The following is a 23,668-nucleotide window of genomic DNA, read 5'->3' as shown; positions in this document are numbered from 1 at the left end:
AGATGCCCTCTCCTCAACTCGCGAGCGATAGCCGCTCCTCGGCGGACATCTGTGCGCGGAGCTCGACGACCCGTTCGGCAAGATAGGCCGTATCGCGGGCAATGCCGGAGAAGCGGACCGACCCCCAGGTGCGAAGCCAGGGCAGGCCGACGAAGTAGAGCCCGTCCACCGAGGTCACGCCGCGTGTGTGGATCGGCAGGCCATCGCCGCTGAGATGCTGGGGAACAAAGGGGTGACCACCGACCCGGCCAGCTTCCACATCTGGCTGGCACTGCCCGAGGGCTGGACCCGCTCGGCCTTCGCGCGCCAAGCTCGCGCGGCAGGGATCGGCACGGTGGCGAGCGACGCATTCCTCGCCGCGGGCGAAGCGCCGGAAGCTGTGCGGATCTGCCTCGGCGGCATCGCCAGCCGCGCCGAGATCGCGCAATCGCTCGAAATCCCGGTGCATGTCCTGTCGCATTCGCCAGACCTGGCCTCGGCCTATATATAGCCGTCCCGAACGCCCCACGGCGATTACGCCAGCACCGTGACAAGAAGTCTCGCGACGATCAAAACGGCAACTCTTTTGGACCGTATGGAACTGTACTGACATAGTTTATTTTTAGACGCCGAATATCCACCGCTCGTCTTCCTGCGGCACGGCCAAAGCTGTGGATGGCGACATTCAGACTCGGCAGAACGAGGAACCTCGCAGGCCGTGAGCGGTTGGCCATGTCCCTCACGGTACGCGGCCCATCGAGCTTCGCCCCGGAGCCCCGACCGACGACGATCTGGAGTCCCATGCTGTTTCCAACCGACGATGCCGGGCATCCGCTCGCGCAGGAATTCCACGCCTTCATCAAGAGCCAACCCTTCCCCTGCGTCGGCGCGAAGTCGGCGCTCGCCAAGGGGCAGCTGAAGGTTCTCGTGGCTCGCGATATCACCTCCGGTTGGGATGACACACGGATTTATCCGGCGCTTCTCGCCTTCATCTGCCGCTACAGGGCGAACCCGACACTGTTTCAGAGCTTCGCCGTCGTCTTCGAGGCGGCTGCGCCCCAATCGGAGGAACAGTTCGAGCGGAGCCTGTGGGAGAGAGTGCAATCACTGTCCGACAAGGACGTCTTCCTCGGCCAGCGCTATGACGAGCGCGTGCGGGCAGACCCGGACGACCCTCACTTCTCGCTGTCCTTCGGCGGCGAGGCGTTCTTTCTCGTCGGCATGCATCCCGGAGCGAGCCGGCCGGCAAGGCGCTTCTCACACCCTGTTCTGGTGTTCAACGTCCGCGCCCAATTCGAACAGCTGCGGCAGGAAGGCCGCTACGAAGGCCTGCGTTCGGCCATCCTCGCCCGCGACGAGGCTCTCGCTGGTTCGATGAATCCGATGCTGGCACGCCATGGCGAGACATCGGAAGCACGCCAATATAGCGGCCGCGCCGTCGACGGGGATTGGATCTGTCCGTTCAGGGGACGTGAGCTGGAGACCAGGACCAACGATTCCGTCGCCCGGGATGGCCGCGATGCAGCCTGAAACCACCCTCCCCCCGGTGGAGCGCCGGGAGATCGCGCCCCGCAGCGGCGTCGCTTTCGAACTCGGGAAAGGCGACCGGCTCACCGTGATCGATCCGATGGGCGAGCAGGTCGCCGATCTCCTGGCCTTCTCCCGCGCAGATCGCGACGAAGTCATCTCGTCCGGCCGCACACTCGATTACGCCAGCCGCATCTACCTGACGACGGGCGACCCGATCTATTCCAACCGCTCCAACGTTCTTCTGCGCATCGTCGAGGATACGGTGGGCCGCCACGATTTCCTGCTCACCCCGTGCTCGGCCGATACCTTCCGCATCATCTATGGCGATGAGCATCCGCACCGAGGCTGCTTCGGCAACCTGGCTGCCGCACTCGCACCCTATGGTATCGAGCCGGACCGGATCCCGGTCGCCTTCAACGTCTTCATGAACGTCGTGGTCAACGGCGAGACCGGCGAGTTGAAGGTCGAGCCGCCCTGGAGCCGGGCTGGCGACCACGTGACGTTCGAAGCGGAGACCGATCTGATCATCGGGCTCACCGCCTGCTCGGCCCTGCAATCGAACAACAATGCGTTCAAGCCGATCCAGTACGAGATCCGGCCTGCTTATGCGCAACGGCAATCGCCCTGAACCGTCGGCTCGTGCTAGGGGCCGCGCTGCCCTGGACATGAGATTAGCGTCATGACGACCGCCAAACCCGCTCTCACCCGCGCCGTCGCCTATGCCGATGGCGGTTGCGATCCCAATCCCGGCCCAGGCGGCTGGGGCGTCGTGATCGAGGGGCCGGAAGGCAAGGTCGAGCTCTGCGGCGGCGACCGCGCCACCACCAACAATCGGATGGAGCTGACCGCGGCGATCCGGGCGCTGTCGCATTTTCCCGCCGGTGCCGCGATCGAGATGCGGTGCGACAGCCAATACGTCATCAAGTCGGTCACCGAATGGATGCGCGGCTGGAAGGCGAAGGGTTGGCGCACCAGCACGGGGCCGGTGAAGAACGTCGAGTTGATGCAGGAACTCGATGCCCTCAACGCGGCCCGGGACGTGCGCTGGACCTGGGTCCGCGGTCATACCGGCAATGTCGGCAACGAACGCGCCGACAGATTGGCGGCGCAGGGGCGACGCGAGGCGCTCGGGTTGGCACCGCGCGGCGAACCGGTCCAGGCGCCTGTCGTGCCGCCGCCCGATGTCGTGCAACCAGCAGCCCCGTCTCCCCGCACGACCCAGGTGGCGATCGATCTCGGCCTCGGCCTCGACGTGTCGCGGGCGGCAAAGCTCGCTGGGCAGACGCCGCAGGCCTATGTCGAGCGGGCGATCCGGGTGGCGCTGAAGCTCGGGCCGGACGGCATCGCCAGGACGCTCGATAGCGGTTCCGCAAAACCGTGAGCCTCGGCTCGACGTTTTACGCGCGGCCGGCGGCATTGGTCGCTGCCGACCTGATCGGGTGCCGCCTGCTGGTCGCCGGCATAGGCGGCCTCATCGTCGAGACCGAGGCCTATGACCGGACCGACCCGGCCTCCCACAGTTTCAATGGGCAGACCAAACGCAACGCCAGCATGTTCGGGCCACCGGGGCATGCCTATGTCTACCGATCATACGGCATGCATTGGTGCCTGAACTTGGTTTGCGAGCCGGGAAGCGCGGTCCTGATCCGCGCCATCGAGCCGGAAGACGGCATCGAGACCATGCGGGAGCGACGCGGGCGCGACGCCCTGCGCCTCCTCTGCGCAGGACCGGGCCGTCTATGCCAAGCTCTCGCCGTGACCATCATCCATGACGGCCTTCCTCTCGACCGGCATCCCTTCGCGATTGAGCCACGAACGACGGTGCCGGAGGTTCAGGCCGACCGGCGCATCGGGATCACGAAAGGAGCGGAAACGCCCTGGCGCTTCCTGCTGGCGGGTTCACGCTATCTCAGCAAGCCGGGTTCCAGCCACGCCTCGACTGTGGCTGGAGCGAGCCGGGCGGCCTTAGCGTCAACGTTATCCGTGAGCTGCAGCACGCCACGTCGTTGAGAAACGCGCCTGCGGCGGCGTCATCGGCGCGAGCCGTCGGCGAGCCGGGTTGCTCCGCCGATTCGCGAAGAACGCCGCCGTGACGATAGCGGCGAGGCTGCCTCCGAGAGGGGCGGCGAGGAGCGCATCAATCGCGCCATGGCTTGCAAACACGGCGGCAGCGACAGGCGCGCCGATCAAGCTCGAGAGGAAAATCGGGATCATGCGATGTCCTTCACAACGGTTGCCATTGCTGGAAGGACAATCGGCGTCGGCCAAATCGGTTCAATACTCGTCGCACACGAATGAACTCGCCACCTCGACGGGCGCGAATTCCAATAACCGCCAAGCAACGACGCGCGTGCGGCCAGAATGGAAAGCGCTAAGCTTCTAACGACCCCAAGCACGCCGATGTCCGTATTGCCTCGATGGACGAGACGTCGTGCATGTGGCGTAGGCGTTTAATTTTTTCATTGAGGAGGATGCGTGTCCACGTGAGGCGCGAATACGCGGCGTTGCGACACGATCCGTGACGTGCCTCCGCAGCGGCCCCGAAGGAGGGACGGGACGAACGTCGGGCGCTCGGTGTGGTGACTGATTTGTTCGCGGGGAAACAATAGCGGTTTCCCACCAATTCGCGCGCCAACAATCCCACGAGAAACACATGGGCAAAAATTCTTCCATGATTTCAGGCGCTTGAATTCGAGGTCGGCTAAGAACCCTTCAAGCTCAAGTCATTGAAATCATTCAGACTCGTTCCGCGCTGTCTCCGCGCCGGAACGGGCAGCGTCAGTGATTAAAAGGTACAGCCAAGCCATTGGTTCGCAGGCAGGCGTTGGAAGATGGTGGGACAACCCTTATCTCCTCAGGCATCAACCGATTTGAAAGGCAAGGGTGCATTCTGCTACAGGCGATGATTGCGAGCGGGGAACCCGTTCGCCCATGTGAGAGCGTCAGTCTATGCCGGCTTGGAATCCCCACGGTTTAACAGTCGTTTGGTTCTTTGATGGAGTGCTCTCCGTCGATCGCGAAACGTTGTTCAAAGCACTGACCAACATGGTCCCGCAGGGCCAGCAAATGGGCCAGGCTCCGCAGCCTGCAGGTGGTCAGGTCTGGACTCTGACAGGCCAGGATGGACGCTACAACTATCAAACGACATTTCAAGCAAACCGTGTTGACTTCGCAATCACCCCAGCGCCTCCCGCCATCCCTCCCGATCAGGGCATGCCGCTGATGGATGGTTCATCCGCGATAGATCACATCATAAACATGGCGATCAGAGCTACATCGCTAATTGGGGAAAGCAGTCGACTAGCTTTTGTCGGCGATTTTGCGCAGCCAACCTCAAATGTTGCGGAGGCAAACCACGAACTTGCAACAATACTTAACCAACCAAGCATCACAGAAGATACGGTCGATCTCGTATTTCAAATGAACATCCGCAGGCCAATGCAAAGCCTCCGCGACATGCAAATGAACAGAGTCCTTAATTGGAACACTGTTGTTGTGCAGACTTATGTCTTTAATGCGCAGCTGCCTGCTGCAGGCTTGTTCCCTGGCGTAGCTTCTTCCATGGGCGCTCCCGGCATGCAAATAAAAGAGTCCTTCGCTGCTGGACTGCGTATCGATTTAAATACTCATTCGATTTTGGCAAGAAAGATTTCTGCGCCAGAGCAGGATGCGCTCTTTACGGAGCTTTCCGAGGAAATGAAAAAGCTAAATCTAGCCAATTCCCCCGCAGGATTGCTGTAATGCTTGGCTATGAAAACGCAGTCGGAAGACAGCCGACCATTATGCTGTTCCCGGACCTGCCGACGAATGGCGCGCAAAACACTTCTTTCCCGCATCCTGTAGTGTCTCACGAAAACACAACTACAACCGGTCAAAATCGATCCGTGCTTGCGGCTGTATTCGTTGCAGGGCTAACAATTTCAGTTGCCCCCCTTCAAGCGTCATCACTCAGTCTTCCTAGTTTGAAAAACTCGGCATCAAGTGCGATCCCCGGCAGAACTTCAAATTCAACACCAAGCAACAGTGCAGACCTATTTACCAGGGAGCACTTGTACCGAAAGCTTCAAGCAACCATCAGGGGGCTATCGGCGCTTGATGAGGACGATCCGTACTTCACGGACGAGCACACCGTATCCTCCTCACTTGAATTTCTGGCGTTCCTTAGCGATTTTCGGGTTCCAGCGCCACGGATCTTTCCGCACGGTGGAGATGCATTAATTTTCGAGTGGGAATCCTATAGTTCGACAAGGTATGTCACTTACGACAGCTATATTGCTCGACTTAAAGACCATGGCGTTCATGTTGAGTATGGCGACCCTTTATATCTCGATATGAGGGATGAACAGCAAGCATCTGTTTTAGTTCAAGCCTTGGGTGGACAGCGGTGGCGGGTCAAGCAATCCAACTCGATCATATAACGCAAGATGATGTGATCGCTCGATGCGTTATTTATCCAATTCATTTTGTTGATGACGGGGTGTTTTCAAAAAATGCTCTGATGAGGTTTGAAAATATTACCAAAGTCAGCAAACCTGACTACGCTATTTCAGTTGTTCCGCGCTCGCTTCTCGCAACAGAGGACGAAGTGCATCAGTACGGATGCCGCACGGCAAGCCGCAAGAATGTGCGGATGTTTCAAAAATGGGGCATTGATGGGACTATCCAGAATCGTTCTTTCTACTGTGGTTATTATGAAATAGAAGTCTCCACGGTGCTTGATATTTCTCAGGACGAATATTCAGTTCAGGTGGTACTTTCGCCAGAAAACAGCGAGCCCAGTCACTCAGAAATACAATTCATAGCGAACACGAACAAAACACAAACTCAATTGCGGGATGCTCGCGGTGATTTACTCATAAAGCTCAACAGCAAATTGAGGGGGCCACAACGTCATATATGCAGCACTGACAAAAGTCATGCTGATTTGGTGGCAAGACTCGAGCTCCCGTCGCTTCCTGCCAATCAGAATGTCGTGCTGTAAAGCTTGCGCCGAATTGCGGATCTAATATGTTATATTTTTTTATTCGGCACGTCAGCGCGAGACTTGAGGCGGTGGGGTCTCCCTGCTGTCATGGTGATCAAAGACAGTCGTCAGCCGGGCCATCACCTTAGTCAGGTGACTGGCGTGGTGGGCCTCATTGGAGGCCGTATAAGCGGTTGTCGAGCAACCTGCGACGGTTAAGAACCCTTAAACCCGCCGTATTTACCGTGCGGAACCGGAGCCTCTCGAATCGCGAGGGGCTCACAGGTTCAGACGGAACGCATGGCGAACGGACGCAAGGGTAGCGGGAGGGAGGAGCCGAACTTCGACGTGCCGGAAGGGCGCATCGGAGGGCGCGGCGATCTCAACCTGCGGCTCAACGGCGACGATCGCGCCGGAGGTGGTGTGGGCAAGCGCGCAACGAGCAGCAATGGCCAGGGCGAAGTCCCACGGCGCCCTTCGGCGCGGATCAAGGCACCCGCGCGCAAGGCGCGCCGTCGCTCGTTCCTCGGCAGTCTCGTCTACGGCACGCTCGTGCTCGGCCTCTGGGGCGTCATCGCCATCGCAGGGCTCGTGGCCTACCACGCCTCGCAGCTCCCGCCGATCGATCAGCTCGCCGTGCCGAAGCGGCCTCCCAACATCGCCATCCTCGCCAGCGACGGCTCGCTTCTGGCCAATCGCGGCGAGACCGGAGGCCGGGTGGTGAGCATCGGCGAATTGCCGCCCTACCTGCCGCGCGCCTTCGTGGCGATCGAGGACCGGCGCTTCTACAGCCATTTCGGCGTCGACCCGGTCGGCATCGCCCGCGCCATCGGCCAGAACATCACCCGTCGCGGCGTCTCGCAGGGCGGCTCGACCCTGACGCAGCAGCTCGCCAAGAACCTGTTCCTGACGCCCGAGCGCTCCGCCTCGCGAAAGATCCAGGAGGCGATCCTCGCCCTGTGGCTGGAGCACCGCTACACCAAGGACGAGATTCTCGAACTCTATCTGAACCGGGTCTATTTCGGTGCCGGCGCCTACGGTGTCGAGGCCGCGGCGCAGCGCTATTTCGGCAAGCCCGCCAAGGCGGTGACGCTGGCGGAAGCGGCCATGCTCGGCGGTCTCGTCCAGGCACCCTCGCGGCTTGCGCCCAACCGCAACTTACCCGCGGCGCAGGCCCGCGCGGCCCAGGTTCTCGCGGCGATGGAGGAGCTGGGCTTCGCCAAACCCGCCGACGCGAAGCTGGCTCTGGCCACACCGGCGCGTCCGGCGAGCAGCCGCGGCGGCGGCTCGGCGAGCTACGTCGCCGACCTCGTCATGGACGTGCTCGACGACTTCCTGCCGAAATTCGACACCGACATCGTCGTCACCACCACCGTCGACACCCGCCTTCAGGGTGCGGCCGAGAAGGCCCTCGTGGACGAGCTGAACCAGAAGGGCGCGCGCTACAACGTGGCCCAGGGCGCCGTGGTCTCGATGAAGCCGGACGGCGCCATCCGCGCCCTTATCGGCGGACGCGACTACGCCCAGAGCCAGTTCAACCGGGCGACCACCGCCAAGCGCCAGCCGGGCTCGTCGTTCAAGCCGTTCGTCTATCTCGCCGCCGTGGAGCGCGGGCTGACGCCGGACACCGTGCGCGACGACGCGCCCATCAGCATCAAGGGCTGGAATCCGGAGAACTACTCGCGTGACTATCGCGGGCCGGTGACCCTGCGCGAGGCGCTGGCGCTCTCGCTCAACACCGTGGCGGTGCGCCTCGGCCAGGAAGTCGGTCCCAAGGCGGTGGTGCAGGCGGCCCAGCGCCTCGGCATCTCCTCGCCGCTCCAGGCCAACGGCTCCCTGGCGCTCGGCACCTCGGAGGTGACACCGCTGGAAATGGTGGGCGCCTACGCCGCTTTCGCCAATGGCGGCACGGGGGTGATTCCCTATGTCATCGCCAACGTGAAGAGCAATGCGGGCAAGGTGCTCTACCAGCGCAAGGACAGCAATCTCGGCCGGGTGATGGACGCCAACACGGTCTCGATGATGAACGCGATGATGCACGAGACCTTCGTCTCCGGCACCGCGAAGAAATCCGAGGTTCCGGGCTGGGATCTGGCCGGCAAGACCGGCACCAGCCAGGATTTCCGCGATGCCTGGTTCATCGGCTATTCCTCGACCCTCGTCACCGGCGTCTGGCTCGGCAACGACGACGGCGAATCCACCAAGAAGGTCTCGGGCGGAAACCTGCCCGGCGAGATCTGGAAGACCTATATGAGCGTGGCCCTCAAGGGTCAGACGCCGACCATGCTGCCGGGCTCCAACCACTGGCGCAATCGCGGCCCGGCGGATGTCCCCGCCACCACCGGCACCACGCCGGGCGGCCTGATCGGCGCGCTGCTCGGCGAACCCCCATCCGCCGCCCCGCCCCCGCGCGTCGCCGCCAACCAGCGCGCCCGCGGCCCGAGCCAGGACGACCGGAATTTTCTGGAGAAGCTGTTCGGGGTGGGGGAGTGAGTTAGCCCTCTAAGGGCGGCTCACGATGAACTCGATCCGAGCGTAAACACGTAGTTTACAGTCCCGCGACGCCCTTCAACGCGGCGTTGATGCGGTCCTGCCAACCGGGACCGTCCTTCTGGAAATGCTCCAGCACGGCGCGGTCGATGCGCAGAGATACCATTTCGCGGGCGCCGGGCGGGGTGAGCGGCGCGGAGGGCGCGCGTTCCGCAGCCTTGGGGGCGTCGGGCTTGGAGGCCTCGGGCGCCTTCGTCGTGGCGGCCTTGAACGCGGCTTCAGCCGCCTGGCGGGGGTCGCTGGCGCGACGGGTCCGATCGAATGCCATGGGTCGGGGCTTTCCGGCTCAGCTCGCGGAGCGCTTGCGCTTGGGGGCGGGCGGAGGAGCGGCAGCCTTGGCCTCGGCATCGGCGGCTTCCTTGGCGAGACGAAGCGCGCGCAGCTTCACGGTGCGCTCGTCGATCGCCTTCACCGATTGCAGATGCTCGGCCATTGCCTGGGCGCCTTCCTTGGCCATCCGCTCGGCGCGCTCGGCGCGCTCCTCGGAACGGGTCCTGGCGTCGGTTTCGTCGCTCATCGTCATCCTTCCTCGCTACCCTCGCCTCGCCCCCTCCGATCGACCATATCAACCGGCACTGGCGGGGCGTTAGCGGATGAGAAAACCGCTGGTGCCCACTCGCCGAGTGCGTGACGTCGATGATCGAACGGATGCCGGCCGGGATGCATACCCGCGATCGGCGGCAAGGGAGGGTGATCCACACACCCTTCGCACGGGACCGTCTTCAGGCGGGATCGTGGGGGCATAGCACGACCGAAGGCCGGAAAGCGAACTCGGCCAAGGAGGCACGGCGGCCCTAACGAGGAAAAACAACAGATTTCCCCGTCAAAACGCCGCGATGAGGACGATTCCGGCCACCATCAGCACGGCGCCGGCGAGCCGGCCACCGCCGGCGCGGTGCTCCCGCATCCCGAGCCAGCCGAAATGGTCGATGGCGAGCGAGGTCAGGAGGTTGGCGGTGATGAGCAGCCCGTTGAACGTACCGGCGCCGACCTTGTCGACGAAGAGCAGCCCACCGAACACCGCTACCGCCCCGGCGATGCCGCCGAGCGGCGCCCACCACGGCATGCGCGCGAGGTCGTCGCGGGTCGGCAGTGGCACGGGGCGGATCACGAGCATCGCCACGAAGACGAAGACGATGGGGAGAAACGACACCGCGGCCGCGAGCCACGGATTGACCAGGGCACCGCGCAGGGCAGCGTTCATGGTGACGCCGATCGCCTGGAGGGCACCCGCGCCGAGAATGAAGGGATAGAACAAGGGGCCGGTCATGAGGTTTGGATCTCCCGTCGATGCGTGTGCCGGCCGAGGTCAGAACCGGGCGATGAGGACGATGCCGGCCACCATCAGGGCTCCGCCGAGGAGGTGGAGAAGGCCCTGCGGATTCGCCTGCATCCCAAGCCAGCCGAAATGATCGATGGCGAGCGAGGTCAGGATGTTGGCGGTGATGAGCAGCCCGTTGAACGGCCCGGCCCCGACCTTGTCGACGAAGGCGAGGCCGCCGAACACGGCCACCGCGCCGGCCAGCCCGCCGAGGGGCGCCCACCACGGCATGCCGGCGAGTTGCTCCAGGCTCGGCAGCGGCGTCGGCATCACCACGAACAGGGTGACGAAGACGAAGACGATGAGCGAGAACGAGACGGTCGCCGCAAGCCACGGATTGACGAAGGCGACGCGCAGGCGCGCATTCATGGAATTGCCGGCGGCCTGAAGCGCGCCGGCGACCAGGATGAAGGGATAGAGCAGGGCCGCGTTCATATCGGATCGTCCTCGAATGAGAGGGGGAAAGGCTCAGGGCACGAGAAGGAGGCCGGCCAGCGCCAGCAGCAGGGCGGGCGGCATCACCAGCAGGCCGAGCTTGAGGAAGCGCCAGAAGCCGACATCCTCGCCTTCGCGGCGGATGGCGGTGAGCCACAGGATCGTCGCCAGAGATCCCGTCACCGACAGGTTGGGGCCGAGATCGATACCGATGAGGATCGCACCGGCGATCTTCTGCGAGACATCGGCCTGCTGCACAGCGGCGCCCGCGATCAGGCCCGCCGGCAGGTTGTTCACGAGGTTGGACAGAACCGCCACCAGCGTGCCCCCGCCCCAGGCCGCGCCGTCGGGCGAGGCCTGCGCCGCCTGCTTCAAGTGATCGGCGATCATGGTCAGGACGCCGGTCTTCTCCAGCGCCTCGACCAGCACGAACAGGCCGGCGACCAGGGGCAGCACGCCCCACGACACGTCCTTGACGACCTCGACGGCACCGCCGCGCTTGATCGCGAGAACGAGGAGCGTGGTCGCGAGCCCCGCGATGAAGGTCGGCAGGCCGAGTTCGAGGTCGTAAGCCGAGGCGGCGATGAGCGCCCCGGCGGTGGCGACGATGCCGAGACCGGCGACCTTGCCGGTACCCGAGAGCGGCGTCGCCTGGATGTCCTTGGCGAGCAATTGCTGCCTGAGCACGGAATTCTGGGTCAGGCGCAGGACGATGTAGGTCGCGACGATCGCCAGGACCGAGGGCAGCGCGAACCGGGCGAGCCATTCCGTCAGCGGCGGCATATGCGCGGCGTAGACGACGAGGTTCGCCGGATTCGAGATCGGCAGCACGAAGCTCGCCGCATTGGCGATGAAGGCGCAGATGAAGAGATAGGGCAGCGGCTCGGCCTCCGCCGCCTTCGCCGCGGCATAGACCGCCGGCGTCAGCACCACGGCACAGGCATCGTTGGAGAGGAACACCGTGACCAGGGTGCCGACGATGTAGACCAGCAGGAACAGCCGCGTCGCCGACCCCTTGGCCTGGCGCACGGCGATGCCGGCGAGCCAGTCGAACAGCCCCTCCTTCCTGGCGATCTCGGCCAGCAGCATCATGCCGATGAGGAAGAGGTAGACATCCGTCCCCTTCCGCACGCCGTCCCAGGCCGCGTCCGGCGAGATCAGGCCGAGGACCAGGAGCGCGCCGGCACCGAGCACGGCCCAGACGGGTTCCGGCCAGGAGAAGGGCCTCGTGATGACCCCGAGGGTGGCCAATCCGGCGATGATCCACGTCGCGAGATGCGGCGTCACGGGGAGTGCGAACATGGGGAAGCGAAATCCTGTCTGGGACGGAGGAACAGCGCGAAGGCTACCAGTGGCGGCCGTTTCGGTTGGGACCGAGCTGCGTGCCGAGGAGGCCCTTCTCAGGCCAGGCGCCGATGGAATCCGCATCGCTGCCGATGCCCTTCGAGACGGCACGTTCGGTGCGGTCGGTGGCGGGCTCGACGACATCCTGCCCGGTGCCGCCGGCCGCGTCAGTGGCCCGCACCGTCAGTCGGTTGCAGGCTGCATCCCAGGGGATCGACGCACGGTAGCGCCTGTCGCCCTCCGCACGGGTCATCACCTGCCACGGCCCGTCGTCGACGCGGACCTCGCAGGCGGTGATCGACGCTTCGCCGAGGACGATCGCCCGGACCTCGACCGCGTCGCGCACCACATGCGCGTCGTCATGGGCAAGGCGCCGGTCGGCCGGGGCGGTGACGAGGACGAAGGGCCAGGGCTGGGCCAGTTCCTTGAAGCGCCAGCTCACCACGCCGCGATCGATGGCGGCGATGGCATAGCCGACGGGTCCTTCCTCGATCTGACCGGTGGAGCGCGTGGCCGCGAAGATGGTGCGGCCGTCATTGGCGAGCTCGTTGTAATGGGTGTGGCCCATCTCCACGAGGCGAACGCGGGATTGCGAGACGAGATGACCGATGCGTGAGGCCTCGCCGTCGCCCTTCAGGTCGGCGGGGTAGCTGTGCATGAACAGCGCGCAATCGAGGCCGTCGCGCTCGGCCACCTGAATCTCGCCTTCCAGCCAGGCGAGCTGGGCGTCGCCGAGGCGGAAATCCGGTCCGCCCGTTCCCGGGCCGCACATGTCGAGAAAGAGGCAGCGAATGCCGGAGACGTCGATCGCGTAGGGCAAGCGCCGAGCGTCGAGACCGGCATAGAACGCATCGAGGCTGCCGCCTTCCATGTCGTGATCGCCGGTGATGACATGGACGGGGAACGGGAGGCCGGCGAGGCCGTCACGGACGAGGGCATATTGCTCGGGCAGCCCGTTATCGGCGTTGTCTCCGGGCAGGTACGCGAAATCGAGCCCCTCGACCGCGCCGAGTTGCGCGACGATGGCGAGAAAGTCGCGGGCATTCTCGCGATGCCCCTCGGTGAGATGCAGGTCGCCGATATGGGCGAAGGCGAGGATGTCGTCCCGTCCGCTCAAGGTATCTGTCACGGCATGTCTCCAGAATCGCCCGGCATGGCGCGAGCGTCGGTCCGGACGGACCCGGATGGCGTGGACGTTCGGTGGTTCGATGTGGCTCGCGGAAGCCTGTCAGGCCGGGGAGACCGCCATCTCCTCCGAGTCGCCGGCGCTCGGCGGCTTCGACGCCGACGTCGGCGGCTCGAATCCGTAGGTCTCCGGCATGGCGATCAGGTAGAGGACGAAGCCCAGGGCGGCGATGCCGGCCAGGACCAGGAAGGCCGTCGAATAGCCCGCCGACACGATGATGAGACCGGCCAGTGTCGCCGAGAACGAAGCGCCGAGTCCCTGGGTGGTGGCGACCGCACCCTGGGAGACGTTGAACCGTCCCGTGCCGCGCGTCAGGTCGGCGACGACGATGGGGAAGAGCGCACCGTAGATTCCGGCACCGATCCCATCGAGGAGCTGCACGCCGACGAGATAGAACGGGTTGTCCGAGAAGGTGTAGAGCACGCCGCGGATGGCGAGCACGCCGAAGGCCACGAGGAAGATCGGCTTGCGCCCGATCGCGTCGGCCTTGGCGCCGACGAAGACCGCCACCGGCACCATGACGAACTGCGCGGCCACGATGCAGACCGAGATGAGCGACGTCGCGCTTTCCTTCCCCGCGAGCCTGGTCAGCAACTGTCCCACCGATGTCAGCATCGCCGCATTGGAAAGGTGGAAGATCGCGGCCAGCAGCGCGAACAGCATCAGGGTGCGGTTCTGCAGCAGGGCCTTGATCCCGGAGGCCTGCTCGCCATCCTGGCCTGCCTTCTCGTCGAGGCCGCGTGCGAGGTCGTCGTCGATGTCCTTGGCCGGCACCATCAGCATGGCCCCGACGCTCAGAACCGCGAGGACGGCCATCAGCCAGAACACCACGATGGGTCCGAAGAAATAGGCTGTCGCGCCGGCGATGCCTGCGGAGACCGCGTTACCGGCGTGGTTGAAGCCCTCGTTGCGGCCGATGCGCTTGGAGAACATCTTCGGCCCGACGATACCCAGCGTGATCGCGGCCAGAGCCGGCGGAAATACCGCTCCGGCGATGCCGGCGACGGACTGGGTCGCGGCCACGAGGTAGAAATTGGTGACGAAGGGCAGCAGCAGGCAGCTTGCCGTGACCGCCAGCGCGCCGGCGATGACGATGGCGCGCTTGTGGTTGGTCCGGTCGATCAGGGCTCCGGCCGGCGTCTGAGCGATCAGTCCGGCAATGCCGGCGATCGTCATGATCATTCCCGTCGTCGCCTCGTTCCAGCCCTGGTCCGGGCCGCGCACGGCGATGAGGTAGATGGCGAGGTAGGGGCCCAAGCCATCGCGTACGTCGGCGAGGAAGAAGTTCAGGGCATCGAGCCCGCGCAGCGTCCGCTGCGACGGGGCACGCACACGATCTTGTCCGGCGGCGTTGACGCTCGTCATCCGATCGATCTTTCAGGGTCTGTCAGGAATTGGACCGATCGCCGAATGTCGCGGGCTCACAGGCCGAGACGTCCCATCGATCGGAGCAGCAAACCCCAGCCTGAAATGAATGTTCCTCGGCCGGGATTAAATTCTGCGTGAGCATTGCAGTGCTGCCGCGACAAGCAACGTCGGGGCTGTATTCCTCATCTGGTATACGGCGGTTCTATCCTGCCAGAGACTTCGATTTCCGGATCGAGCCATCGTCATGGACATGAATTTCGAAAGGCGCGCCGTCCCGGATCCCGCGCAGCTCGAAATGCTTCGGCTTGCGGACCGGCATTCCCTCCACGCGGTAGCCCGCAGCGAGCGCCACGCGCAGGGCCGCTTCCGGATCGCCGGGACCATGACCCTTGCCCTGCCGCTCGATGATGCGAACCGTCCCGTCGGCGCGGACGAGCCTTGAGACCTTGATCTCGCAGGGCGTCCGCTCACCCTCGACGGTGACGGTCTCTCCGACCGTGAGAGCCAGCCCCTCCACGGCCTTCGGGCCGAGATCGACGAGAACCTTCCCGTCGGGGCCCTCCAGCGAGAGGCGATGGCCGAATACGGCCCAGATGGTGCCGGTGGCGGTAGCGTTGCGTGTCATGTCGGTTGGTCCTGAAATGAAAGGCGACCTGATGTCTCCTCCTCCGACGGTTCGGAGAAGGAGATGCGGGTCTTCAGAAGGAGCGCTTCTCGCGGATGTCGCCGTCGAACCCGACATGGAGTTGGCGCTCGCGACCGTCCTGCCCCTTGGCGGCCACCTCGAGGTGGCGCGGCCCGCGTCCGATGACGCGGATGTCGGAATAGCCTGCCGCCTCGACCTTCGCAGTCAGCGCGGGGGCGTCGACGGCAGGCCAGAGGCCGACCTTGTCCTTCGCCCAATCGAGACCGCCGGGCTTCGGTCCGCGAGACGGGCCGATAACCACCGTCTTTCCATCGGCGCGGGTGAGGAGGGTGGCGTGGAGGAAGCCGTTCTCGAACCGGCCCTGCACCGTCACGGCCTCGCCCTTGGTCACGAGTGCGCCGTCCTCACCCGCCTTACCGGTCTCGACCAGGGCGCGGCCGGAACCGTCCTGAACGACGAACTTGTTGCCAAAAATCTCGGCGACCTCGCCCTTGGCGGCAATGGCGGCGGAGGGAGACAGCTGAGCGATGGATGTCGGTGCGACGGGGGTGAGGGTCACACCGGAATTCTGCGCCAGCGAGAGGCCGACGGCGCCGAATGCCAGCGGAGCGGCAATGGCCCCGACGATCCAGCCACGGCGTGAGCGGCGCTGGGTGGCGGAGGCCGGGCGCTGCATCTCGGTGGCGGTCCCGTCGATGGTCTTCTCGGTCGTCATGATGTCGATGTCCTTGAAACAGATCCCCTTTCGGGTTGACGCCGTTCTAGGCTCGCGCTTCCAACCCGGTCTGAACCGTGCGGTTCAGCCCCGGTTAAAGCTCAGCGCGTAGGCGCCTGACTTCCCTCATGCCGCAGATCCGCGCCAAGGACCGAGACCCTGATGAAGCTGCTGCTGGTGGAGGACGATGCGGCGCTCGCCGCCGAGATCGCCAAGGCCCTGCGCGCCGAGAACTTCGCCCTCGACCACGCGGTCAACGGCGAGGACGGCCAGCATCTCGGCGAGACCGAGACCTACGATGCGGTGGTGCTCGACCTCGGCCTGCCGAAGCGCGACGGCGTTTCCGTGCTCCAGGCGTGGCGAGCGGCCGGACGGACCCTGCCGGTGCTGATCCTCACCGCGCGGGACGGCTGGAGCGACAAGGTGGCGGGCTTCAAGGCGGGGGCGGACGATTACCTCGTCAAGCCGTTCCGCGTGGAGGAACTCGTCATCCGCCTGCGAGCCCTGGTGCGACGCGCCTCGGCTCATGGTGCCAACCGCATCGTATGCGGGCCGCTCACCTATGATGCCGGCCTCGGCACGTTCGAGCGGGACGGATTGCCCCTGAAGCTCACCGGGCTCGAATGGCGGGTGCTCTCGTGCTTGATCCTGCGCAAGGACGGGGTGGTGCCCCGCGGCCAGTTGATCGAGCGGGTCTATGACGGCGATGCCGAAGTCGATTCGAACTCGGTCGAGGTAATCATCACGCGCCTTCGCCGCAAGATCGCGCCGGCCCGGATCGAAGGCGTGCGCGGCCACGGCTATCAACTCGTGCCGGGGGAAGCGTCGTGACACCGCCGAAACCTCGGCACGGCCCAGGATACCCACATCCCGGCTCCCTGCAGAGGCGCCTGATCGTGGCCGCCCTCGTCCTGGTCACGGTGGCCCTCGTGGTGGCGGGCATCGCCATCGGCTTCATCCTGCATCGCTTCGTCCGTGGCCAGCTCGACAGCCGCCTCGACAGCCAGATCGTCGCCATCGCCTCCAGCCTGGAACGCGGGCGCGACGGCCGTATCTCGCTCAGACGCAACCTCGACGGGCCGCCCTTCGACCGGGACAGGTCCGGCTGGTTCTGGCAGGTTCGTCAAGGCGACGCGACCCTGCGCTCCGGGTCCCTTGAAGGACGAGACCTACTCATCCCCGAGGATGGCAGACCGGATGACAAAGGTCCGCATCGCGACCGGCCCCGACCGGCGGATGGTGTCGACCCCTGGGGCAACGCCGTCATCCTGCGCATCCTCGCCCTCCCGGCCGAGGCCGGGGCCGGCCCGACGACGATCGTCGCCTCGGCGCCGATGGCGGCCTTGCGCGGTCCTGTCAGGGAGGCGAGCCTCACCCTGGCGCTGATCCTCGCCGTGCTCGGTCTCTGCCTCGTCGCCGGCCTCGTCGCGCAGGTACGCCTCGGCCTGAAGCCGCTTGAACGCCTGCGCCGAGACCTCGCCGAGATTCGCGCGGGCCGGTCTGCACAAGTGCCGGAGAAACAACCGGCGGAGATCAGGCCCCTCGTGCGCGAGGTGAACGCGTTGCTGACCCAGAACGCGGCGAATCTGGAACGCGCACGCATGCATGTGGCCAACCTCGCCCATGGGCTGAAGACCCCCCTCGCCACCCTGACCATGGCCCTCGGCGATGCGGAGCGCGACCCGGACGGTCGGCTTTCGACCCTCGTCGCGGGCATGGATGGACAGATCCGCCATCATCTGCGCCGCGCCCGTACCGCCGCCCTCGGCGGCGGCGCCCGCGAACGGACCGTTCTGGCCGCGCCGGTGGCCGACCTTCGGGCTACCTTCGCACGGCTCTACGCCGACAAGGGCATCGCCTTCACGGTGGAGGTGGCGGACGGCATCGCCGTGGCCTGCGACGGTCAGGATGTCGACGAAATGCTCGGCAACCTCATCGACAATGCCTGCCGCTGGTGCCGGGCGCGGGTTCGAGTCGCGGCCGCCTTTTCCGGGCACGGCGTCGCCATCACCGTGGAGGACGATGGGCCGGGCCTAGACGAGGATGCAGCTGTCAGGGCTCTCGGTCGCGGCGGCCGCCTCGACGAGACCGTGCCGGGCCACGGGTTCGGCCTGTCGATCACCACGGAGCTGGCCGAACTCTACGGAGGTTCGCTTCGGCTCGACCGCGGAACCTTCCACGGTCTTCGCGCGCGGCTCGACCTGCCTGCCTGAGTTGAGCTGCGTGAATCGAATTGCCACCGTTCACGGCACGAAATTCTTAAGCTGGCCATGCTCCTTGAATGGAACGGCGTGGGCGGCATATCCCCTGCAAAGACCGGTTGACCAGTACCGCATCCGCATCGGACCCGTGCCACGACGGGACGGCAAGAGGGCGCGGGTGTTCTATTTTGGCTCGGGCGGGAGACGACGGATGTCTGAGATCCATCACGACGTGATCGTCATCGGGGCCGGCCTTGCCGGAACCACCGCGACCATCGCGCTCGCGAAGGCGGGCTACGACACGGCGATCATCGATACCCATGCGGTGTATCCTCCCGATTTCAGGGCGGAGAAGCTCGGTGTGCCACAGATGGACCTGTTCGAGAAGCTCGGCTTCGGTGAACTCGCCCGTGCGGCGACGACGCCCGTCGACGAGGTCTGCATCTCGCGCTTCGGCCATCTCTTCTCGCGCCATGCCGTGCGCGAATACGGCGTCCACTATACAGCCCTCATCAACGACCTGCGCGGAGCCCTGCCCGCTTCGTCACCCCTGCTGGTTGGACGCGTGGCCGAGATCGAGACCGGGCCGGAGCGGCAGACGGTCACCCTCGCCGATGGCAGCGTGCGCACGGCGCGGCTGGTCCTGTTGGCCACCGGCCTCGGCGACGTCCTCCGGCGCAAGGTCGGCATCGGCAAGACGGTGGTGAGCGAGAAGCATTCCCTTTGCTTCGGCTTCGATATGGCGGCTCCACCCTCGTCCTTCGGATTCGAATCCCTGACCTATTACGGCGAAGGCAAGGGAAGCGCCGTGGCCTATGTCACGCTCTTTCCGATCGGCGCGACGATGCGGGCCAATCTCTTCGTCTACCGTAAGCCCTCGGATCCGTGGGTGAAGGAATTCCGCAAATCCCCCGAGGCGCTCCTACGGGAGGCCATGCCTGGACTCGCCCGCCTGTGTCCAAATCTCGGCGTCACCGGGCCGGTGGAGATGCGGCCGATCGACATCGTCCATGCGGCCGATGCGGAACGCGATGGGGTCATCCTCCTGGGCGATGCCTTCCTGACCCCTTGCCCGATCCCGGGAACCGGGATCGGCAAAGTGCTCACCGACGTCGACCGGCTCTGCACGGAACACCTGCCGCGCTGGTTCGCCACCCCGGGAATGGGCAAGGACAAGATCGCCGAATTCTACGCCGACCCGGTCAAGCGCGCTTCCGACGAGCAGTGCCTCCAGGCGAGCCTCTATGCCCGCGAGATCACGATCGGACAGGGCGCCACGTGGATCGTACGACGCCTGCGAAACCGCGTCGGCCGCTATGGCCTCTATGCCCTCCACCTCCTGCGGACGCGCCTCGCCAAGCCGCGCCGGCCCGCCATCGGGCGAACCAAGACCGTCTGACGCGCGAAGACATCCTCCGGCGGCGTTGCACGCCGTCCGTCCCGATTCACCTTGCTCTTGTGCGTCCGGCGTCCGGGAGGGCGCCGGGACGCGCGATCATCGTGCCTTCCGCCAGCGCGGCGAGCGGGCCGAGCCATCGATGAACTCGAAGGTCGAGGTGCGGTTAAGGGTGTGGAGACGGGTGCCGGGAAACAGCGGTCCCGATCGCAGGATCGTCTCGACCGTCTGCGCGTAACCCTCGTCGTCGAGGCGGTCGATCCGCGCCAGCGCCAGCGCGTCGCCATAACCCAGGCGGCAATCCTGGACAGGGCGGATCAATCCGCCGTCGCGCTCCACGATACGCCCGGCGGGCCTCGCCGAACCGATGTCGATGAGAACCGGATTGCGCGCATGCGGCGTCCACGGACCGCGAAAATCCGGGGCCGACCAGAGGTGCAGGCTGTCGTGGTAGGAGCCGAGAACCGGGCCGCCCCCGACATCGGCAGCCTGATCGCGCACCGTCGCGAACATCCACCAGCGGCCATCTCGTTCCAGCAGGGTCGGATCGCTGGCGGTGACGCCTCGCAGCAGCGTCGCCTCCTTGACCCATCCGCCGGGGAAAGCGGTGGCCCGGTAGAGGTCGACCGTGCCGTTGGCGCAGCTTTCCGGGATCATCCAGAACGATCCCTCACGCTCGAACACGAATGGATAGGACAGGTGATACGGCTCTTCGAGGACCGGGACAGGCGTCCCGATCGGGCCGTTCGCATCGAAGGCCACCGCCGAGATCAGCGCCTTGCCCGTGGCATGCGGAAAATCCTCGACGAAGAGGATCGTGCGGCCTTCATGCTCGATCCCGAACGGATCGGCGTAGAATCGAAGGCCGTCATCCGGCAGGTCGCGCCAGCCCGATGAGGGATGCGCCCGCAGATCGACGAGATCGGGGCCGGTCACCCGGCGCCAGCCGACGCGCCAATGCGGAGCGCGATAGCACAGGTAGTACAGGCGCCGGATGATGATCCGTACCGCCATCTTGGCGGCACGGGTACCGATTGTCTTCACCGTGAGGAGAGGTGCGTCGGGCGAGACTGGACCGCCCTCTTTGAGAAGCGGACGGGCGCCCGACAGCGCGCCGACGATGAGCGTCATACTGCGGACCAAGCCGTCCTCGAAGGCGGTGAGCATGGTGCCGCGATCCTCGGCGCCGAAGCGCCCCGAGGCGATAATCCTGCCGTCCGTGGAGAGAGCCCCCACGGGCGATCGGCCTGCGAGGAGCGCGGCGAGGAGCGCGCCCTCTCCCGCGACTCCATCGAAGCTCAGGCGCCAGACCGGCAGCGTTGGGCCCCCCACGGCATCGCCGCAGAGATCGAGGATGCAGGATGCCGCCGAGGACGGTTCGGGATAGCCGGCAAGTGCGCTCGCCGGCACCAGCGCGGACAGGCCGTCGAGGGACAGGCGGTTCAGGAGCGATTCGAGGCGGAACAGCAGAGCCGCCTTGTCCGGCAGGCCGCCCGGCCCCGGAGACCGGTCGATCTCCACCTCGAGCCCCGGCAGCGCCGCGATCCGCTCCAGAAGGCAGAGATGCCAGCGGCGGGGCGCCCGTCCATCGAGCCTCAATCGCAGGCGCATCGTCGTCAGTCCCCGGACAAGCGAAAGCCGAGGTCGAGAGCCGTCGGCGGATGGGATCGGTCCGATAGCGGGACGCACCCTTCGTTTCATAGGGTTAGCGCAGCTCGATTGAAAAACCCTTCACCGTGTCGACCGCCCTTTTGAAGCCGTCGAATGGCCGTTCTTGAGGATGCGTTAACCACGTTCCACGCGGCAGGGAGGGGGATTGGGAAAAGCACCGGATGTTGGTGAATCGTGAGTGAATTCGGCTCATGCCTATCGGTGAAGGACGGGCTGCCTCCCGGCCACGGCCCGAGCATCCGATGGCACAGATCGATAGACACATCGCGGCGGCGGATTGGATCGGTCGAACCGGCATCGACCGGACGGCTCCCTCCGAGCCCGACAAGAGCGCGGAGATCGGGGATCTCTGGCGCATCCTCTATGTGCGCCGCGCCTGGGTCCTCGGCACCGCCGCGCTGCTGACGATCATCGCGCTGGCCTACGGCTTCCTGGCGCCGCCGCTCTATGCGGCCACCGCCCAGATCCTCATCGACCCACGTGACAAGCAGATCGTCACGAACGACGTCAATCCAGTCGCCATGGCGCCCGATGGCGGCGTGATTCAGGTCGAGAGCCAGGCGCGTGTCATCGAATCCGATTCGGTCCTGACCCGCGCCGTCGTGGATGCGGGACTGCTCGACGACCCGGATTTCGGAGGTATCCGCAACAGCTTCATCAGCTGGACCCTCCGCACCCTCCAGGGCGAAGGCGCGGCCTCCAACAGCGATGCCGCCGCCGAAGCCCGGGCCGTCCGCTCCCTCCGGCGCAAGCTCGCGGTCAAGCGTGCGGACAAGGTCTTCGTGGTGGATGTCGTCGTCACCGCGAGCGACCCGGACAAGGCCGCCCGGATCGTCAACGCCATCGCCAGCGCCTACCTCAAGGATCAGACCGCCTCCCGTGCGGATGCGGCCGCGCGCGCCTCCGCGGAGTTGGGCTCGCGTCTCGACGACCTGCGAAAGCGCGTCAACATCGCCGAGAACAAGGTCGAGAAGTTCAAGGCCGACAACGGATTGATCTCCGCGAGCGGGCGACTGATCAGCGAGCAGCAGCTGGCCGAGAGCAACAATCGGATCGTTGCCGCGCGCGCCCGCACTGCGGAAGCGCGCACCAAGCTCCAACAGATCAAGGACGCGCGCGGAACCGCGTTCGGACCGGATTCGACGCCCGAGGCGATCCAGTCCGCGGTCATCGAGCGGCTGCGCAGCCAATATGCCGAACTCGCGAGCAAGGAAGCGGATCTCCGCACCCAACTCGGGAACCGCCACCCCTATATCGAGGCGGTGCGGACCCAGATGCAGGACGTCAAGCGCCTGACAGAGGTGGAGCTGAACCGCATCTCCCGCTCGGCGGAGACGGATTACCAGCGCGCGGCCGCCAGCGAGAAGGCGCTCACCACGAGCCTCGACGAGTTGAAGCGGGGCAGCATCGTCACCGGCGAGGCCTCGGTCCGCCTGCGCGAACTCGACCGCGAGGTGGATACCAGCCGGGCCGTCTACGGCAACTTCCTCAACCGCTCCCGCGAGATCCAGGAACAGACCGGGATCGACACCACCAATGCCCGCGTCATCAGCTGGGCCCGCCCACCCACCGAGCGAAGCTGGCCCCTGCGCATCCTGCTGTTCGTCGGCGGCCTGATCAGTGGCCTCGGCCTTGGAGCCGGCCTCGCCTTCGTGCGCGAATATCTCGACCCGACAATCCTGTCCCGGCGTCAGATGGAGCGGCTCTCGCATACCCCTGTCGTCGCCACCTATCCAGAGTTCAAGGCGGGCAGCGAGCGTCTGGCCAGCGTCGCCGCGAGCCTGACTCTCGATCGACTGTCCAGCGTCCGCGGCCAGATCCATCCGTCGGGCCAGGCGTTGAGCGTGCTCGTCACCTCTGCTGCCTCGGACACGACGGATCGACGCTCGGCGATCCACCTCCTCGCGGCGGTGGCGACCGCTCGCGGCGAACGCGTGCTCTTCGTGGAGGCCGATCTCGATGCTGCGCCGGATGTGGGGGCGTCCGGGCCGGGCCTGATCGAGGTCCTGCGCGGTGAGGCCAAGATGGCGGTGGCGGCCAAGGCGGATTCGGAGAGCGGCGCCGCTCGGATCGGCATCGGCGACACCGCCAAGGCATCGCGCGAAGCCCTGAGCCGCCGCAACGTCGAACAGTTTCTCACCGCGGCCAAGTCGAGCTTCGACCTGATCCTCGTCGATGGCGGCGTGCTCACCGGCAACCTGCGGATCGGGCCGCTCGCCTCCGCCAGCGACCGCCTGCTGGTCTTGGCGAAGAACGGCGCCACGCGTCAGCGCGACCTCCTCGATCTCCTCGATATTTCGGAAGTGCTGGGTCGCCCGATCTCGGGCAGCCTCTTCGTCGATCGCCACGCGGCAGCGGCGTGA

Annotated in this window: 24 protein-coding genes; 13 read left to right on the top strand and 11 right to left on the bottom strand. The window is 65.4% G+C overall.

Features of this window, described 5'->3' with window-relative positions:
- Window positions 1-13: 13 nt before the first annotated feature.
- Window positions 14-178: a hypothetical protein gene (locus tag A3OK_RS23745; RefSeq protein WP_019906674.1), complete on the bottom strand. Its 165-nt coding sequence runs from the start codon at window positions 176-178 to the stop codon at window positions 14-16.
- Between the two features lie 36 nt (window positions 179-214).
- On the opposite strand from A3OK_RS23745, the gene A3OK_RS0120015 reads away from it, so the two are divergent.
- The 9 genes from A3OK_RS0120015 to A3OK_RS0119985 all read left to right on the top strand — a co-directional run bounded on the left by A3OK_RS0120015 (window position 215) and on the right by A3OK_RS0119985 (window position 8,965).
- Window positions 215-490: a hypothetical protein gene (locus A3OK_RS0120015; RefSeq protein WP_196805456.1), complete on the top strand. Its 276-nt coding sequence runs from the start codon at window positions 215-217 to the stop codon at window positions 488-490.
- A 290-nt stretch (window positions 491-780) separates the two neighbouring features.
- A complete protein-coding gene (gntA, locus tag A3OK_RS0120010; RefSeq protein WP_019906672.1) occupies window positions 781-1,509 on the top strand; it encodes a guanitoxin biosynthesis heme-dependent pre-guanitoxin N-hydroxylase GntA in 729 nt (242 codons plus the stop codon).
- Complete coding sequence (locus A3OK_RS0120005; RefSeq protein WP_019906671.1) at window positions 1,490-2,137, top strand: urea carboxylase-associated family protein; 648 nt, start codon at window positions 1,490-1,492, stop codon at window positions 2,135-2,137. Before gntA ends, A3OK_RS0120005 begins: the two co-directional genes overlap by 20 nt.
- A 51-nt stretch (window positions 2,138-2,188) precedes the next feature.
- The gene (gene rnhA, locus A3OK_RS0120000; protein ID WP_019906670.1) at window positions 2,189-2,890 is read left to right on the top strand and encodes a ribonuclease HI; all 702 of its coding nucleotides are present in this window, start codon (window positions 2,189-2,191) and stop codon (window positions 2,888-2,890) included.
- A complete protein-coding gene (locus A3OK_RS0119995) occupies window positions 2,887-3,519 on the top strand; it encodes a DNA-3-methyladenine glycosylase (RefSeq protein ID WP_019906669.1) in 633 nt (210 codons plus the stop codon). The genes rnhA and A3OK_RS0119995 overlap by 4 nt, the downstream gene beginning before the upstream one ends.
- Before the next feature lie 939 nt (window positions 3,520-4,458).
- A complete protein-coding gene (locus A3OK_RS24210; protein WP_155912082.1) occupies window positions 4,459-5,250 on the top strand; it encodes a hypothetical protein in 792 nt (263 codons plus the stop codon).
- Window positions 5,250-5,927, top strand: a complete 678-nt coding sequence (locus A3OK_RS24205; RefSeq protein ID WP_155912081.1) for a hypothetical protein — start codon at window positions 5,250-5,252, stop codon at window positions 5,925-5,927. The genes A3OK_RS24210 and A3OK_RS24205 overlap by 1 nt, the downstream gene beginning before the upstream one ends.
- On the top strand, window positions 5,894-6,490 hold the full coding sequence (locus A3OK_RS24200; RefSeq protein ID WP_155912080.1) for a hypothetical protein: 597 nt from the start codon (window positions 5,894-5,896) through the stop codon (window positions 6,488-6,490). The genes A3OK_RS24205 and A3OK_RS24200 overlap by 34 nt, the downstream gene beginning before the upstream one ends.
- Before the next feature lie 282 nt (window positions 6,491-6,772).
- Window positions 6,773-8,965, top strand: coding sequence for a PBP1A family penicillin-binding protein (locus A3OK_RS0119985; protein WP_019906668.1), 2,193 nt, complete (start codon window positions 6,773-6,775; stop codon window positions 8,963-8,965).
- 55 nt (window positions 8,966-9,020) lie between these two features.
- Here the strand turns inward: A3OK_RS0119985 and A3OK_RS0119980 are convergent, their stop codons facing one another.
- The 9 genes from A3OK_RS0119980 to A3OK_RS0119940 form a co-directional block, all read right to left on the bottom strand.
- On the bottom strand, window positions 9,021-9,290 hold the full coding sequence (locus A3OK_RS0119980) for a BrnA antitoxin family protein (protein ID WP_019906667.1): 270 nt from the start codon (window positions 9,288-9,290) through the stop codon (window positions 9,021-9,023).
- Window positions 9,291-9,308: 18 nt separating this feature from the next.
- Window positions 9,309-9,539: a hypothetical protein gene (locus A3OK_RS0119975; protein ID WP_026597461.1), complete on the bottom strand. Its 231-nt coding sequence runs from the start codon at window positions 9,537-9,539 to the stop codon at window positions 9,309-9,311.
- Between the two features lie 306 nt (window positions 9,540-9,845).
- Window positions 9,846-10,292, bottom strand: coding sequence for a DMT family transporter (locus A3OK_RS0119970; RefSeq protein ID WP_019906665.1), 447 nt, complete (start codon window positions 10,290-10,292; stop codon window positions 9,846-9,848).
- Window positions 10,293-10,331: 39 nt separating this feature from the next.
- A complete protein-coding gene (locus A3OK_RS0119965) occupies window positions 10,332-10,778 on the bottom strand; it encodes a DMT family transporter (RefSeq protein ID WP_019906664.1) in 447 nt (148 codons plus the stop codon).
- Between the two features lie 33 nt (window positions 10,779-10,811).
- Entirely contained in the window at window positions 10,812-12,080 is a 1,269-nt protein-coding gene (locus tag A3OK_RS0119960; RefSeq protein ID WP_019906663.1) for an arsenic transporter, read from the bottom strand.
- A gap of 43 nt (window positions 12,081-12,123) precedes the next feature.
- Window positions 12,124-13,251 carry a metallophosphoesterase gene (locus A3OK_RS0119955; protein WP_019906662.1) on the bottom strand — a complete coding sequence of 376 codons (1,128 nt, stop codon included), beginning with the start codon at window positions 13,249-13,251 and terminating at the stop codon, window positions 12,124-12,126.
- A gap of 99 nt (window positions 13,252-13,350) precedes the next feature.
- Entirely contained in the window at window positions 13,351-14,673 is a 1,323-nt protein-coding gene (locus A3OK_RS0119950; protein ID WP_019906661.1) for an MFS transporter, read from the bottom strand.
- Window positions 14,674-14,878: 205 nt separating this feature from the next.
- The gene (locus A3OK_RS0119945) at window positions 14,879-15,301 is read right to left on the bottom strand and encodes a hypothetical protein (RefSeq protein WP_019906660.1); all 423 of its coding nucleotides are present in this window, start codon (window positions 15,299-15,301) and stop codon (window positions 14,879-14,881) included.
- A gap of 73 nt (window positions 15,302-15,374) precedes the next feature.
- The gene (locus A3OK_RS0119940; protein WP_019906659.1) at window positions 15,375-16,037 is read right to left on the bottom strand and encodes a hypothetical protein; all 663 of its coding nucleotides are present in this window, start codon (window positions 16,035-16,037) and stop codon (window positions 15,375-15,377) included.
- A gap of 162 nt (window positions 16,038-16,199) precedes the next feature.
- Between A3OK_RS0119940 and A3OK_RS0119930 the strand changes: the two genes are divergently transcribed.
- The 3 genes from A3OK_RS0119930 (at window position 16,200) to A3OK_RS0119920 (ending at window position 19,637) form a co-directional block, all read left to right on the top strand.
- A complete protein-coding gene (locus A3OK_RS0119930; RefSeq protein ID WP_019906657.1) occupies window positions 16,200-16,868 on the top strand; it encodes a response regulator transcription factor in 669 nt (222 codons plus the stop codon).
- A gap of 65 nt (window positions 16,869-16,933) precedes the next feature.
- Window positions 16,934-18,250: a HAMP domain-containing sensor histidine kinase gene (locus A3OK_RS0119925; protein ID WP_019906656.1), complete on the top strand. Its 1,317-nt coding sequence runs from the start codon at window positions 16,934-16,936 to the stop codon at window positions 18,248-18,250.
- A gap of 199 nt (window positions 18,251-18,449) precedes the next feature.
- On the top strand, window positions 18,450-19,637 hold the full coding sequence (locus A3OK_RS0119920) for an NAD(P)/FAD-dependent oxidoreductase (RefSeq protein WP_019906655.1): 1,188 nt from the start codon (window positions 18,450-18,452) through the stop codon (window positions 19,635-19,637).
- A gap of 96 nt (window positions 19,638-19,733) precedes the next feature.
- Here the strand turns inward: A3OK_RS0119920 and A3OK_RS0119915 are convergent, their stop codons facing one another.
- Window positions 19,734-21,245, bottom strand: coding sequence for a hypothetical protein (locus tag A3OK_RS0119915; RefSeq protein ID WP_026597458.1), 1,512 nt, complete (start codon window positions 21,243-21,245; stop codon window positions 19,734-19,736).
- Between the two features lie 302 nt (window positions 21,246-21,547).
- On the opposite strand from A3OK_RS0119915, the gene A3OK_RS0119910 reads away from it, so the two are divergent.
- Complete coding sequence (locus A3OK_RS0119910; RefSeq protein ID WP_019906653.1) at window positions 21,548-23,668, top strand: exopolysaccharide transport family protein; 2,121 nt, start codon at window positions 21,548-21,550, stop codon at window positions 23,666-23,668.

The sequence above is a fragment of the Methylobacterium sp. 77 genome, from assembly GCF_000372825.1.
Lineage (GTDB): Bacteria > Pseudomonadota > Alphaproteobacteria > Rhizobiales > Beijerinckiaceae > Methylobacterium.
Note: the sequence above shows the minus strand (reverse complement) of the source record. Positions and strands in the feature narration are given on the sequence as shown.